The sequence below is a fragment of the Vibrio sp. 378 genome (assembly GCF_033339435.1).
In genome coordinates this window covers 85,922-100,274 of the sequence record NZ_JAWOUO010000014.1, presented here as the reverse complement: position 1 = coordinate 100,274, position 14,353 = coordinate 85,922, and the positions used below count along the sequence as shown (strand labels likewise).

The window sequence follows — 14,353 nt, the reverse complement described above, 5'->3', positions numbered from 1 at the left end:
AGCGTTCAATCTGAGCCATGATCAAACTCTTCAATTTAAGATTTTGTTCGGCTCAATGAATACTGAACATTACATAAGTAATGTTTGAATTGACTGTGCTGAATCTTTCGATTCAATGGTCACTTCGTATCATTGAAACCTAAATTGTTTCCGAAGAAACTATTTGGATTATCATCAACGAGTGCCCACACAGATTGATAGGTCTATATTGTTAAAGAGCTTGCTTTGCGAGAAGTTTTTCTCTCAAAGCGGAGGTGCATTCTAGCGATTTAGTTGTTAGTGTCAAACACTTTTTTAAACTAATTTTTTGTAGAAGCTTTTTACCTCTTCGACCCTGCTAAAGCCTTGTGGCGTCTGCCGTGTCGATGGATGCGCATTATAGGGAGAAGATTTTCTTTGGCAATACTAAAAATGCATTTTTTCTAAAAAAACATGCCAAATGGATACTTTCCATCCAACCCTAAAATTACCCAGAAATAACACTCAGGATTTATACAATTTACCCACAAAAAGCTGTGGATAACTACTCATCACTATCAAAGAAATAAGAAATACGCGAACGCGGATTTAGATACTCTTTTACTTTATCCGGTAATTTTGACGGATGAATCGCGTTAACTATCTTTATATCTTTTGAGGCAAGATCAATGATTGGCGCTTGCGTCCTTGGTACTGATGGATCGTAAACCAAGACATTCGGGAATAATAAATGCGATGCATTCACTGAGATAACCAGGCCGACCATATTATTAGAAAGCTGAACTACGGTACCCGGAGGAAACACGCCCATAAACTTAATTAGGATGTTCAGGTTCTCTTCTTTATATAGGTGTTTACAGTTCTTATATAAATGAGAGAGTGCGGTATAAGGAATCTTTTGATCTGAGACTATCGGTGTATGACACAAGTTATCAAACGCATTGGCTACAGCAATAATTTGAGCAAACTCGTTGATCTCATCTCCTTTCAGGCCTTTAGGATAACCAGACCCATCTCTTAGCTCATGGTGCTGCGCGATCACAATTCTCGCGACTTCGGGAAAAGCCTCGATTTGACTCGCAAGATCGACGCCATATTTAGTGTGCAACTTTAAGTAGTTGGTTTCTGGCTCTGTTAGAGGTAGTTGCTTTCTTAATATTGCAGTCGGGATTTTTATTTTCCCGATATCATGGAATAGTGCGGAGAAGGAAAGCTCTTTCAACTGTGCTGCTGAGTACCCTTTAGCACGGCCAATCATCATCGAGATAACAGCCACGTTCAATGAGTGGAAATAAATATCTTCAAACTCATTTTTTCCGTTCATCAGATGTAACGTAACATTATCATCGCACATTAACTTCTCGACGATATCTTCAATAAGAAGCTTTGCTTCATCAACTGCTGCTGTCGGACGGTTACGGATTTTAGTCATGACTGAACGCATACGTGCCAGAGAGCGCTCAAACTCTTTTTCACACTGAATCACGCGTCGACGGTATGCACTTAACTTTTCTATGCGGTTCTGTTTTTCTTGCCACATTTTTTGAGTTTCATGATCTAACGACGCTTCATTTGTTACTCTGTCAGCTTGTCTTTGATCAACAGGGAGTGGAACGGCATCGCTTTGCTCTGGATTAAAGTAAACGAACTTTACGCCGAGGTGGCGGATCATCTCGACTTGCTCTTGGTCTTTAATCTTAAAGCTATTGAGTAGAAAGGGGTGATCGTTCCACTTTAGCGGAAGACGGATATGTAATCCGGGTTGAATACGATCGACCGTTAGTTTAATGGCTGCCACTTATTCACTACTGATTTATATTTCTTAAGAGAGTTAGAATACTAGTAAATTTTGTGAATAAATTCATCAGTAACTATCAAAACATCAAACCGTTATTTCTAAGCGACTCACTTAATTAGATAGAAGTAAGCTACTTTAAGGAGCGATCTGCTTTGCGTATTTTAAGCTTGGCCTCGAACACTGGCTTGTCTATTACTTCTTGATCTTTGACTAGCCCCATTAACGTTTGTACCGCTACACGGGCCATGTCACTGATAGGAAAGTGCACTGCTGATACTGTAGGGTAAAGACTTTCACAAAGATCAACACTGTCAAAGCTAGTTAATGAGATTTGCTCTGGTACAGAAATACTGTGCTCGTGTAAGTACTGCATTGCGCCAACCGTCATTTCTTCACTGCACGAAAAGACAGCCGTCACATCAGGGTGTCGTTGTAAAATTGCAGCCATTGCATCATAACCACTTTGCCGACCATAATTCCCTTCTTCACACCAGCTTTCATCAATATCTATACCAGCATCCTTCATTGCATCAATATACCCAAGCTTTCTCAATACACTGTTATGACGTTGGGATGGACCGGCAATACAAGCAATCTTTCGATGACCACCAGCTAAAAGGTGCTCAACGGCAATACGGCTTGCATGATGATGGTTAAAGGTAACACAACGCTCTTCTATTCCTTCCACGTAGCGATCCAGAAGAACGAAAGGTGTTGGCTGTTTAGCTAATTCACGTAAGTCATCATCTGACAAATAACGACTATGAAGTACATAGCCGTCACAACGTAAATCATTAAAACGCTGAATTGCCTCTTTTTCACCTTGTGCAGAATGATGGCCTTGAGCTGTAATCAAAAACTTCTTATGAATATCCAGCTCGGTCTGAACCTGCTCCATCATCTCGCCAAAGAAGCCCCCCGTATAGTAAGTCACCAATAACCCAACCATATTACTGGATGAGGTTGCGAGTGAACGAGCAATTGCACTAGGACGATAATTCAATTGCGCCATAGCTTGCTCTACTTTTTTTCGAGTTTCCTCGCGAAATTTCCCCTCTCCATTAATAATTCGAGAAACGGTAGAGCGATTTACACCGGCGAGTTCGGCTACATCTTTAATCCTTGCCATAATGCTATTGGGTCCAACTGCAATTGTTATTAAATATTCGTTTGTGTAGAACGGCTGCCAGCAATTCGTAAGGTGCTATAGGGGGCGAAGCTGGCAGCCTTTAATCATACACCGACCATTTGATTGGTAGAAACAAGCTCAGAGTAATCCGTGACAGTTATGCCATGATGAGCTAACTGTTCTTTTAAAATGGGAGAGGTAAGAACTTGTAACTCTAGCTCTCGCTGAAGCGCATAGCCACTCTTTAAGATAAGCGCCTGATCGGCCTCTGCCGGGTGGCACATCACCTCAACCAAGTCATAGTCAGCTTTTAAGCTCAATAGATGTGCCATTAAGCCATCCAAGCTCACTTTTTGATCATAAAACTCATCAGTAAAGATATACCTGATTGTCATCGATTCTTGACACAAGCCAGTGCCCCGCAGTGGCACTCTGTATTCATTCGCTACTTCTTTAATAACGGGCAAAATTTGAGGGTGAGTATGCGCGTGATGATGGCTATCTAAGTGGCTTAGCTCTAACCCAAGCGATAAAAAATGTTCCACCTGAGCTTTTGCTTCATCATAAATGACCTGAGTTTCGAAGTCCTGCTTACTCCAAAGTTCGTCATAGTTGATAAAGTGCGCTCGGCCGTTGGTCAAGTTAGGATGCTTCGTTATAGGCACACCTGCTGTAAACCTAAGATGAACGCCAATTTTCAAGTCTGGATTATGGCGAGCTAGTTCTAAGGCATGTTGCTCAGCATCCATACCCACCATCATGGTGGTTGAATGAACCACACCTTGCTGATGAGCTTTAACGATGCCGCTATTTACACCTCTCGTTAAACCAAAATCATCAGCATTAAAAATGACTTTCATCGGCGCCCTTCCTTAGTCTTACAACGTCGTTAGTTTAAATTGAGGTAAATACGGAGCGTTCACCGCTAGGATATCATCCAGGATTGACTTGGCGCGGCCAATGTCAGGCACCAATGGGTTATTGGTTAATGCCATAAGCGCCTTGTCATAATTACCTTCGACAGCAGCTTCTATTGTTAGCTGCTCATACGCTTTAACTTGATGGAGTAATCCTTTGATATTGTTTGACAACTCGCCAACCGCAAGAGGTTTCGCCCCCCAGCTACCAATCACGGCACTACATTCAATCACAGCATCGTCAGGTAGGCCGTTGATCGCTCCATTATTTAAAACGTTAACAACATGAATACTATTACGATTGTTATAAATTGAATCAACTAGGTTCAGTGATGCATCAGAATAATAAGCACCACCCCGCTCCTCTAACTCTTTCGGCTTATGATCGAGGGTAGGATCTTGATAGAGCTTAAATAGCGCATTTTCTGTTTCCATTACCTGCTCAGCACGAGTGCCTTTTTCATCGGCACTTTGTTTCTCTTCAGCAAGCATGGCATCAGTTTGGTAGAAGTAACGATGATAAGGACATGGTATCGCCCCCAGTGCTTTTAGAAATGCCGGATCCCACGGCTCTTCCCAGATATTCTTCATACTGAAGTTGGCACCATCACCGACTTTCTCTAATACCGTTTGAGTAATATCTTCCCCATTGAGCCATGCTTTGTGTACCCACACGAGATGGTTTAACCCAGCAAACTCAAGTTGCAGCTCTTTTGGCTCGCACTCCATCATTTCTGCAATCATCATTTCCATTGAAACGGGCACATTGCATAAACCAATACTCTTTACTTTGGTGTACTTACTGACCGCTTCGGAAACTAAACCCGCTGGGTTGGTGAAATTGAGCATCCATGCGTTTGGAGCCAACTCTTCAATGTCTTTACAGATATCAAGAATGACCGGAATGGTTCGCAGTGCTTTAGCAAAACCACCAGGGCCCGTTGTTTCTTGGCCGATGACGTCGTACTTGATTGGGATTCGCTCATCGTTAGCGCGTGCAGCAAGGCCACCAACACGAAACTGCGTCATCACAAAATCCGCATCTTTTATCGCAGCACGGCGATCGAAACCGGCTTTTATCTCAATTTTTGCTCCGGCTTTATCGACCATTCGCTGAGCCAATCCTTTGATGATCTCAAGCTTCTCAGCTCCTGACTCAATGTCCACAAAATGAATCTTCTTAACGGGTAAATATTCTAAGCGCTTAATAACCCCTTCAACCAATTCCGGGGTATAGCTACTACCACCGCCAATAATGGCAAGTTTGATCGCCTCTCTAGACATTTTCATCCCCCTTTATTTGTTCGAGATTTTTTTGTTCAGTGCGACGATTTCTACAGCCATCTCTTGAGCCAAAATCGTAGTCATTAGGTGATCTTGAGCATGCACCATCACTAACGTCATCGGGACTTTCCCTTCTCCCTGATCTTCTTCAATAAGCTGAGTCTGTATTAAGTGGGCTTTATTAATGCACTCTCTTGCTTGAGAGAGCTTCTCATCAGCCGCTTCAAAATCTTGTTCTCGAGATAAACGCAATGCCTCGTAGCTTAAACTTCTGGCTTCACCAGCATTGCAAATGATCTCCATTACAACCAATTCTTGTTCCATCATTTTCTCTCCGAAAATCGGGCCGCGGTAATTGCGGCCCATTAAGCACAGTTAAGCAGTAACGCCTTCGCCTGACGGCTGCGTGTCACCTTTAGTTTCCTTCGTCGTTGGTAGTTCTTGCTCCAACATTTGCTTCTCAAACATTTTGAAGAATGGGAAGTAGATGATTAGATCAAGAATTAATAAACCAATGACGAGCAATACTGGCGCAAAGGTCCAACCGCTACCCCACGAAGCACCTATCAGTGCCGGTGTTGTCCAAGGTGTTGTAGCGACACCCATACCCACAAAGCCGACATGCACAGCAAAATACGCAATCGTAGCGTTGATGACTGGAGCGAAGACGAACGGGATAAACAAGGTCGGGTTCATCACAACTGGGCTACCGAAGATCACAGGTTCGTTGATTTGGAAAAAGCCAGGCACCGCACTCATTCGACCAATGCTCTTAAGGTGAACAGAACGGCTAAACGACATCAGCATAACAAGAGCAAGTGTTGCACCAGAGCCGCCAATAAAGATGTAAAAATCCCAGAACGGCTGAGTAAATACGTTTGGAATCGGTTCACCTGCAACAAAGGCTTCAATGTTGGCACCAATGTTGGTCAAAAAGATTGGAGAAAGCAGTCCAACAACAATTGCAGCACCATGAATACCCGCAAACCAAAGCAGCTGGCAAAGCAATAAAGCGCCAATAATGGCAGGCAATGAGTTAGACGCACTAATTAGCGGTTTAAAGATAGCCATAACAGCATCTGGAATCAGCATGTCGTACTGGGTTTGTACAAAAAGGCTAAGTGGATATAAGGTAATGAATATCGCTAAGACTGGTAGCAATACTTCAAATGATCGCGCAATCGCCGGTGGCACCTGCTCTGGCATGCGAATCGTAATATTGTGCTTTTTCATAAAACGGTAGAGCTCCACCGAGAAAAATGCACACATCACTGCGGTGAAGATCCCGGTTCCGCCCATGTGAGACATAGACAACGCGCCATCTTTAGCTGGGGCTGCAATGAGTAAAAAAGACATTAGTGACAATACAGCACTCGTGATCCCATCCATCTTGTAAGCCTTCGCTAAACTATAAGCAACGCCCAGCGAAACAAAAATGGTCATGATCCCCATCGACATGTTGTAGGGCATCATTATGGTATCAAAATGTGTAGTGGCGAAATCGAGCCAAATTCGACCAAAAGTAAAGGTTGTATCTTCGGCAAATGGGGGGAATGCAAAAATCAAAATGAAACTACCAACAATAATAAACGGCATTGCGACAATAAAACCGTCTCTCATTGCGCGAACATGGGGCTGATTCCCCACTTTAGCTGCTATAGGGGCTATATGCTTTTCGACTGCGCCTATAATTGCGTCATAAAGCTTCATAGAATCCATCCTTATTTTAGGCAAAAGAATCCCACATCAAATATTTATATTTGATGTACAGTTATCTTTTTTAATTTAAAACTATGGTTTAGTTAATTAATTCTAATGCTTGCTCTAGTACTTCCTCTCCCTTCATCATTCCATAATGCTGAGGAGAAATCGCGTCAATGTTTTTACCATGCTCTTGCGCCGTTTTTCTTAGCTCTTCTAGCTGAAAACGTACTTGAGGCCCGAGAAGACAAACATCGTACTCTTTAATTGCATCTTCAAATGCATTCACTGACATCGCATCAATTTTGCATTCAATTCCTTTATTTTCAGCAGCTTGCTCCATTTTCTTAACAAGCATACTGGTTGACATCCCTGCGCTACAGCATAAAAGGATCTTTTTCATAGCCTTACTCCCGTTGTGTAAATTTCAACCTGCAAAAACTGTAGCAAAAATAACCAAGACAAAAAAGCGCAACCGGTTGCATTATTCGTGAACACAATCCCAATTTAGAAAATACCACCTATTTTTTTGTAATTATTTAGGTCTAGGATAAAAGTCATAAAATAATTTAAGACATCACATTAAGTTTCAAATTATCAATATTTTACTACTGACAACGTCGTTATTAATTTCTTAAAAGGAATAGAGAATGAAATTTAATAAATTGGCTATTGCAACGCTTGTAAGTGCCGCACTATCACAACACTCATTTGCTCAAACCGACTCTAAAGGCACAATTTATCTAACGTTTGATGATGGACCAATCAATGCATCTATTGACGTTATTCAAGTACTTAACCAGGAAGATATCAAAGCGACGTTTTACTTTAATGCTTGGCATTTAGATGGAATTGGTGATGAGAATGAAGACCGTTCCCTAGAAGCCTTAAAGCTCGCATTAGACACTGGTCATATTGTTGCGAACCACAGTTACGATCACATGGTGCACAACTGCGTGGATGAGTTTGGACCGAACAGTGCTGCGGAGTGTAATGCGACCGGGGACCACCAGCTTAACTCGTATCAAGACCCTGTTTACGATGCCTCAATGTTTACGGAAAACTTATCTGTGTTAGCAAAGTATTTGCCGAACATTACAAGCTACCCGAACTACAAGGCAACAGAGTTTGCTAGACTGCCCTACACCAACGGTTGGCGCGTGACGAAAGACTTCAAAGCAGATGGGTTATGTGCCACGTCTGATGACCTGAAACCTTGGGAACCAGGATATGTATGCGATACATCCAACCCATCCAACAGTGTAAAAGCAGCTATCGAGGTTCAAAATATCCTAGCGAATAACGGCTATCAAACTCACGGTTGGGATGTGGACTGGGCACCCGAAAATTGGGGCATTGAAATGCCAGCAAACAGCCTTACAGAAGCAGAAGCATTTCTTGGATATGTGGATTCCGCGTTAAACACTTGTGCACCAACAACGATTAACCCGATCAACTCCAAAGCTCAAGAGTTCCCATGTGGTACACCTTTACACGCCGATAAAGTTATCGTATTAACTCACGAGTTCCTATTTGAAGATGGTAAGCGTGGCATGGGTGCAACGCAAAACCTACCTAAGCTCGCTAAGTTTATACAGTTAGCAAAACAAGCGGGTTATGACTTCGACACAATGGATAACTACACACCGAACTGGCAAGTTGGTCATAACTACGACGCTGGCGATTACGTCTTACACCTAGGTACTGTATACCAGGCTGTAACAAACCATACTGCGCAACAAGATTGGGCACCGTCTCCAACCTCTAGCCTTTGGACAAATGCAGACCCAGCCACTAACTGGACTCAGAATGTTTCCTATAAACAAGGTGATGTGGTGACTTATCAAGGTTTGCGTTATCTAGTTGATGTACCGCACGTGTCCCAAGCAGACTGGACTCCGAACACTCAAAATACCTTGTTCACAGCTCTATAGGCTGTTCCTACTATCACCATGTAGTAGTTTGCGCGAGGCATACCCCTCGCGCTTTTTTGTTTTGAAGATCCAGATACAACAAAGCCCCGACTTTCATCGAGGCTCTGTCTTAAAATATGGTACCGGTGGACGGAGTTGATTGGACTGGCATTCCTGCCGCCACCGCGAAGGCAACGCTAACTTTCTTTTGATATTTACGAACACCTAAAACGACGAAAGGCCGCTATAAAAGCGACCTTTCTAATATGGTACCGGTGGGCGGACTTGAACCGCCACGCCCGAAGGCAACGGATTTTGAATCCGTCGTGTATACCAATTTCACCACACCGGCATCTTTGGGCTATTGCCCTTTGATGGTTGGCATTATACGTAAGCTTTTGACCTGCGCAAGCAGAAATACCTTAAATAACTATCGTTTGCTGATAATTTCGCCACAAAGTGTGACAAAGCTGTACTCATAAGAAACGTACGCTCCATTTTCTACTACTCTTCCAGATGAAAATGAGTATACGAAACTCTTTTTAAGTTCTATTCACTGTAATATCAGAAACATAACCATTCCCAATGCTCGACAACGCATTATGGAGCATCTCTGCGGCATCTTCTGCTTGCATGAAGTGACTCGTGTCCATCGTATTGCCGCTTGTTTTCCAGAATTCCGTATCCATTCCACCAGGATAAACCGCGATAATTTTCATAGGTTTTCCTTTTAGCTCCAAACGAACCGACTCAATTAATCCTTTGATGGCCCATTTCACTGCACAATACGTAGACTCTTGCGCTTTAGGTTGTTGCGCGGCTGTAGACATGATCATGACCACTTTTATTGGATGATCTTTGTAACGCTTTACTAACTCTCTTAGCACATGAACCGCAGAATTCAGGTTGTTATCAATCAACTTTTGAATCTCTTCCGGCTCCTGCTCTTCCAGTAAGCCAAAATAACCACTTCCCGCACTATGAATGACCATTTCAGGGGACTGTTTCACCCCATCAAAGAGCTGTTTCACATTTTGGTGCAATGAGAGGTTGCAAGCTTGATAACCAACGTTATGAGAGAGTTGTTTTGCTAGTGCGGATAGTTTTTCTGTATTTCTTCCTATTACATACGTCTCTTTGCCTTCCGCATCATAACGCTTTGCTAGTTCCGCCCCTAAGCCGCTACTTGCACCTGTAATTACAATCATGCGCTACCTCTTTTCAATCACATACTTTTAATTCATCTATCAATTAAGGTAACAGAATCGTTGTAATTCACACCTCAAGAGCACCATTCTTTGAAGCAAGCAGCTTTCTTACTTTCGTGATGCATGAAATATCAAGCAGAACGACGGGCATTTAACCTATGCTTAAGCAAGAATAACTTTCTGAATTTTCTATCGACTTTCTAGTGAGAACTGAATAGGAGCAAAGAATGACTGGGTCAAAATGGCAGTGGTTACTGAAACAGATGACACGAAAACTGTGGGTCCGGACGTCACTCTACGCATTACTAGCTGTTGCTACCGCCTTAATGTCGATTGTTTTAAACCAGTTCATTACTCTGCCCCCTGCCATCAACGTCAGCAAGGATTTGTTGAACAACATATTAAATATCCTCGCAACCTCCATGCTTGCAGTGACTACATTCTCTCTCAATATTATGGTCTCAGCGTACAGTGCCGCTAGTGCAGGGGTAACGCCGCGAGCGACAAAACTGTTGATGGAAGACAGCACAACACAAAATGCCTTAGCAACCTTTCTTGGCTCTTTTCTATTTAGTTTGGTAGGAATTATCGCGCTAGGTATTGGGGCCTATCATCAACAAGCACAAATTTATCTATTCATCGTGACTATCGCCGTAATCGTGATGATCATACTCACTCTGCTACGTTGGATTCAGCACCTTTCCGTACTAGGAAGGGTCAGTGAAACCACTTCATACGTAGAGCAAGCCTTGTTAGATGCGATAAGAAAACGGGGCAAAGAGCGCTGGCTAGGTGCTCACCCATGGAGCTACCCAGAGCATAAGCCCAGAGGAAGTAAACCTATTTTGAGCCAAGAAATTGGCTACTTACAGCATGTTGATATGCATCACCTCGATAGTATTGCTGAAGCAAACCAATGCACCATCTACCTTGAGCGACAACCGGGAAGTTTTGTGTACGTAGGTCAACCATTGGCTTTGGTTTGTGGTGAGTTGCCAGACGAAAGCGAAGTAACGGCAGCCTTCACGATTCGAACGGAGCGTTCATATGATCAGGACCCTCGCTTTGGTTTAGTCGTTATGGCGGAAATTGCCTCACGAGCACTATCTCCGGCTGTAAATGATAATGGCACCGCAATTGACGTTCTTGGGCGTTCTGTACGAGCACTTTCATTATGGGGAGACCTACTCAGTGAGCCGCCTACCAAAACTCGATATCCTAGACTATTTGTGCCCGCATTGAGCTGCCAGGATTTGTTTGATGATGTCTTTTTGCCGATAGCACATGATGGTGCAGCGCAACTCCAAATACAGATTCGCCTACAAAAGGCCTTGCTAGCTCTCTCTAGTATGCACCCTAAGTTATTTTTGTCACCAGCAATCAAGCTGTCAGAAAAAGCTTTAGAGCTTTCGTTAAGCCAACATTATACCGAAGATGAGAAACACCAACTCTCTCAGCTATCTAATCTGGTCACAGACCAAAGAGCCAATGGTTAAGAGAATCGAATTCAGTTGAAACATATTGCTGCACGGCCTCGTGTATCATGACATGTGCTGATAACGTAGGGCAGAAAAGTCACTTCGTTTATACACAATTAAAGACTCTGTGCGTTAGGTCTCTTTTCTCTTGGTGAGGGAATCTATATTCTGACGCACAATTTTTAAGGTAAGTGATGGAATAATGACAACGTCTACAACTCTTCCACCTGCTGGTCTCTTTCGTCGACTTGCAGCGTTGATTTACGACACATTGATTATTATCGCAATTGAAATGATGGCCGCTGGTATTGTTATGGCCGTTGTGTTTGCACTAAATGCAGCAGGATTGTTGAGCTATGGCGAGTACGCTGATGCCGCAGATATGCTCGGAAAGCACCCTGTATTGAGCCCTCTATTTACACTTTATCTTGCGGGTGTGTGGATATATTTCTTTGTGTTCTTCTGGACGCGAGCAGGACAAACTCTTGGGATGCGCGCTTGGAAGCTTCGAGTTCGCAATGCCAAAGACGGAGCACCAATTACGGTAACTCAAGCTCTGATTCGTATTTCGACATCTGGCTTTGGCTTGGCAAATTTGACTGTACCGATTGATCCGAAGAAACGTGGTTTCCACGACATTTGGGCCAAAACAGAGGTTGTTGTATTACCTAAGGCAAACTAACTTGTCTAGGAACACAAAAAAGGAAGGCGTAATGCCTTCCTTTACATTTGGTTCGGTAAAACTTGGTTTATTCGATGATGCTTCAGTTATAGCTTTCTTCGTAGTAGTGCAATCGCAATAGCTAAGAACACCAAACTCGGGGCCAAAGCACCAAACACTGGGGATATGCCATACACCAAGCTTAATGGGCCAAAGAACTCACTGGATATGTAAAAAGTAAACCCGGCAACCACGCCCGACAATACCCTTGCCCCCATGGTCACGCTTCTGAGTGGACCGAAAACAAAAGATAGCGCCATTAACATCATCACAGCAATTGAAAGCGGCTGAGTCAACTTACGCCAAAATGCCAACTCATAGCGAGATGCATCTTGTTCCGACGCTTTTAGGTAAGTCACATAATCATACAAACCGCTCAGTGACAGTTCTTCTGGCTTCACAGTCACCACTGCTAGCTTATCTGGTGCCAAAGAAGTGTGCCACTCCATCTGTTCGATGTCTTGCTTCGAAATTACGTTTTCATTTTCCATATCGGTAATTTGTACGTAGCGCATCAGCCAGTTGTTATCTTGTTGGTAGTCGACTTCTTCGGCGAAAATAACTTTTTGTAGATTCTTATCATCATCAAAACGCCACATATTTAAAGCATAAAGCTTGTCGTCTTCGACTTTACCTATAAAGATAAAGTCGTTTGCGTCACGAGCCCACACACCTGAGCGCACAGACACAATGCTACCACCTGATATCGCAAACGCACGTAAGTCACGGGCCATCTTCTGGGCCTCAGGAGCGCCCCATTGACCTAACGCCATAACGACAATCATGAGCGGGACGGCCGTTTTTAGTACCGATAACCCGATATCCAGCTTAGAGAAACCAGCAGCTTGCATCACCACCAACTCAGAGCTTGAAGCCAACATACCTAAGCCGATCAGGGCACCGAGTAATGCCGCCATTGGAAAGAACATTTCGATATCACGCGGCACACTGAGTAACACAAAGTACAACGCATGAGTGAGGTCGTACACACCTCGCCCTACTTTACGTAGCTGTTCTACATATTTGATGATGCCTGATAAGCCAACAAACGTCGCTAAAACCAAGGCAGTGGTAGAGATGATGGTTCTACCGATGTAAAGGTCTAAGATTTTGAACACAGCTTACGCGAGCCTCTTCTTGCGGAATTTGTCTTTTATTCGTCTAGCAGCAACGCTGTCCATCATATTCGCCATGATAGCAACAATCAGCAACATCGCATTGATTGGCCACATACCAATAGCAGCCGGGATGTCACCATCTTCTAATGCAGATTTGGTTGCACTGATCGCCAAGAAATACGCTAGGTAGATCAGAATCGCAGGCCCCATTTTGGCAAACCGTCCCTGACGCGGATTCACCGCAGACAAAGGAATAACGAGCATCGTTAAGAGTGGAATACACACAAATAACGAAATTCGCCATTGTAGCTCCGCTTGCGCCTCTGGATCTGGGTGACCTATCAAGTCAACCGTTGGGAATGCTTCCCAGTCTCGCCCTTTCTTTTTGACCTCACGTTGGCCGATAACACCTTCGTATTCATCGAATTTCGTGATCATATATTCAACGCGAGTAGGCACACCTTCATAACGCGTACCTTCTTTCATAGTGATGATCTGACGACCGTCCGAAAGCTCTTTTACCTCACCAGAAGATGAGAACATCACACTCGGTAACACCGAATCTCGAGGGCGCATCTGCGCAACAAAAACGTTGCTCAAGGTATTGTCTTTAATGTCATCGATGAACACAACCGATGAACCGTCTGGTGTACCTTGGAACTGACCTTTTTTAAGTAGGTCAACGCTGTTTTCTGACGCTACCTGCTCATAAAGCTGCTCAACGCGGTCTTGAGACCACGGCGATAGCCACAACGCATTGAAAGCCGCCACCGCTGAAGTAATCAACGCTAGGTATAAGGCCGCTTGAACCAAGAATTTATTACCAATACCTGTCGCGTTCATTACGACAATTTCGCTCTCTGCATACAGACGACCAAATGTGATCAATATGCCGATATACAGACTTAAAGGCAGCATTAACAGACCCATTGCTGGCATGTTCAAACCAACAATCGAGAAAATCAATCCAGCAGGAATATCCCCATCAGAAGCATCAGCAAGAACACTTATGAATTTCTGGCTTACAAACACCAAAAAAAGTACGAAAAAAATCGCAAATTGGCTCTTGAGTGTTTCGCGGATCAAATATCTAACAATAATCACGCT

The 14,353-nt window shown here is 43.4% G+C and carries 13 protein-coding genes and 1 tRNA gene; 3 read left to right on the top strand and 11 right to left on the bottom strand.

Features of this window, described 5'->3' with window-relative positions; all coding sequences use genetic code 11:
- Positions 1 to 523: 523 nt before the first annotated feature.
- The 7 genes from R7Q48_RS20295 to R7Q48_RS20265 all read right to left on the bottom strand — a co-directional run bounded on the left by R7Q48_RS20295 (position 524) and on the right by R7Q48_RS20265 (position 7,211).
- Positions 524 to 1,777, bottom strand: a complete 1,254-nt coding sequence (locus tag R7Q48_RS20295; RefSeq protein ID WP_005381029.1) for an HD-GYP domain-containing protein — start codon at positions 1,775 to 1,777, stop codon at positions 524 to 526.
- Between the two features lie 130 nt (positions 1,778 to 1,907).
- Positions 1,908 to 2,906, bottom strand: a complete 999-nt coding sequence (locus tag R7Q48_RS20290) for a LacI family DNA-binding transcriptional regulator (protein WP_005381031.1) — start codon at positions 2,904 to 2,906, stop codon at positions 1,908 to 1,910.
- A 104-nt stretch (positions 2,907 to 3,010) separates the two neighbouring features.
- Positions 3,011 to 3,766 carry a chitin disaccharide deacetylase gene (gene chbG / locus R7Q48_RS20285; RefSeq protein ID WP_054579416.1) on the bottom strand — a complete coding sequence of 252 codons (756 nt, stop codon included), beginning with the start codon at positions 3,764 to 3,766 and terminating at the stop codon, positions 3,011 to 3,013.
- 18 nt (positions 3,767 to 3,784) lie between these two features.
- The gene (locus R7Q48_RS20280) at positions 3,785 to 5,107 is read right to left on the bottom strand and encodes a 6-phospho-beta-glucosidase (protein ID WP_005381048.1); all 1,323 of its coding nucleotides are present in this window, start codon (positions 5,105 to 5,107) and stop codon (positions 3,785 to 3,787) included.
- 12 nt (positions 5,108 to 5,119) lie between these two features.
- On the bottom strand, positions 5,120 to 5,431 hold the full coding sequence (locus R7Q48_RS20275) for a PTS lactose/cellobiose transporter subunit IIA (RefSeq protein ID WP_031777269.1): 312 nt from the start codon (positions 5,429 to 5,431) through the stop codon (positions 5,120 to 5,122).
- A 51-nt stretch (positions 5,432 to 5,482) separates the two neighbouring features.
- Positions 5,483 to 6,817: a PTS sugar transporter subunit IIC gene (locus tag R7Q48_RS20270; protein ID WP_005381064.1), complete on the bottom strand. Its 1,335-nt coding sequence runs from the start codon at positions 6,815 to 6,817 to the stop codon at positions 5,483 to 5,485.
- An 88-nt stretch (positions 6,818 to 6,905) separates the two neighbouring features.
- Positions 6,906 to 7,211 carry a PTS sugar transporter subunit IIB gene (locus R7Q48_RS20265; protein ID WP_025767645.1) on the bottom strand — a complete coding sequence of 102 codons (306 nt, stop codon included), beginning with the start codon at positions 7,209 to 7,211 and terminating at the stop codon, positions 6,906 to 6,908.
- A 247-nt stretch (positions 7,212 to 7,458) separates the two neighbouring features.
- On the opposite strand from R7Q48_RS20265, the gene R7Q48_RS20260 reads away from it, so the two are divergent.
- Complete coding sequence (locus tag R7Q48_RS20260) at positions 7,459 to 8,742, top strand: carbohydrate-binding protein (protein ID WP_005381066.1); 1,284 nt, start codon at positions 7,459 to 7,461, stop codon at positions 8,740 to 8,742.
- A gap of 246 nt (positions 8,743 to 8,988) precedes the next feature.
- Here R7Q48_RS20260 and R7Q48_RS20255 read toward each other — a convergent pair.
- Positions 8,989 to 9,073: transfer RNA gene (locus R7Q48_RS20255), tRNA-Leu, on the bottom strand.
- Positions 9,074 to 9,263: 190 nt separating this feature from the next.
- Positions 9,264 to 9,929, bottom strand: a complete 666-nt coding sequence (locus tag R7Q48_RS20250) for an SDR family NAD(P)-dependent oxidoreductase (RefSeq protein WP_256903338.1) — start codon at positions 9,927 to 9,929, stop codon at positions 9,264 to 9,266.
- Positions 9,930 to 10,156: 227 nt separating this feature from the next.
- On the opposite strand from R7Q48_RS20250, the gene R7Q48_RS20245 reads away from it, so the two are divergent.
- Both R7Q48_RS20245 and R7Q48_RS20240 read left to right on the top strand, forming a co-directional pair.
- Complete coding sequence (locus R7Q48_RS20245; protein ID WP_318132423.1) at positions 10,157 to 11,425, top strand: DUF2254 domain-containing protein; 1,269 nt, start codon at positions 10,157 to 10,159, stop codon at positions 11,423 to 11,425.
- A 184-nt stretch (positions 11,426 to 11,609) separates the two neighbouring features.
- Entirely contained in the window at positions 11,610 to 12,089 is a 480-nt protein-coding gene (locus R7Q48_RS20240) for an RDD family protein (RefSeq protein WP_005381070.1), read from the top strand.
- 86 nt (positions 12,090 to 12,175) lie between these two features.
- On the opposite strand, the gene lptG is transcribed toward R7Q48_RS20240, so the two are convergent.
- Both lptG and lptF read right to left on the bottom strand, forming a co-directional pair.
- Positions 12,176 to 13,246 (bottom strand): LPS export ABC transporter permease LptG, encoded by a 1,071-nt coding sequence (lptG, locus tag R7Q48_RS20235; protein ID WP_005381071.1) that lies wholly within the window; start codon positions 13,244 to 13,246, stop codon positions 12,176 to 12,178.
- 3 nt (positions 13,247 to 13,249) lie between these two features.
- The gene (gene lptF, locus R7Q48_RS20230; protein WP_167415467.1) at positions 13,250 to 14,350 is read right to left on the bottom strand and encodes an LPS export ABC transporter permease LptF; all 1,101 of its coding nucleotides are present in this window, start codon (positions 14,348 to 14,350) and stop codon (positions 13,250 to 13,252) included.
- Positions 14,351 to 14,353 lie beyond the last annotated feature (3 nt).

Excerpts from the sequence above, each read along its gene's own strand:
- R7Q48_RS20245 (WP_318132423.1), top strand. The coding sequence starts at position 10,157 with ATGACTGGGTCAAAATGGCAGTGGTTACTGAAACAGATGACACGAAAA.
- R7Q48_RS20280 (WP_005381048.1), bottom strand. The coding sequence starts at position 5,107 with ATGTCTAGAGAGGCGATCAAACTTGCCATTATTGGCGGTGGTAGTAGC.
- R7Q48_RS20260 (WP_005381066.1), top strand. The coding sequence starts at position 7,459 with ATGAAATTTAATAAATTGGCTATTGCAACGCTTGTAAGTGCCGCACTA.
- R7Q48_RS20270 (WP_005381064.1), bottom strand. The coding sequence starts at position 6,817 with ATGAAGCTTTATGACGCAATTATAGGCGCAGTCGAAAAGCATATAGCC.
- R7Q48_RS20250 (WP_256903338.1), bottom strand. The coding sequence starts at position 9,929 with ATGATTGTAATTACAGGTGCAAGTAGCGGCTTAGGGGCGGAACTAGCA.
- chbG (WP_054579416.1), bottom strand. The coding sequence starts at position 3,766 with ATGAAAGTCATTTTTAATGCTGATGATTTTGGTTTAACGAGAGGTGTA.
- R7Q48_RS20290 (WP_005381031.1), bottom strand. The coding sequence starts at position 2,906 with ATGGCAAGGATTAAAGATGTAGCCGAACTCGCCGGTGTAAATCGCTCT.
- R7Q48_RS20265 (WP_025767645.1), bottom strand. The coding sequence starts at position 7,211 with ATGAAAAAGATCCTTTTATGCTGTAGCGCAGGGATGTCAACCAGTATG.
- R7Q48_RS20240 (WP_005381070.1), top strand. The coding sequence starts at position 11,610 with ATGACAACGTCTACAACTCTTCCACCTGCTGGTCTCTTTCGTCGACTT.
- R7Q48_RS20275 (WP_031777269.1), bottom strand. The coding sequence starts at position 5,431 with ATGGAACAAGAATTGGTTGTAATGGAGATCATTTGCAATGCTGGTGAA.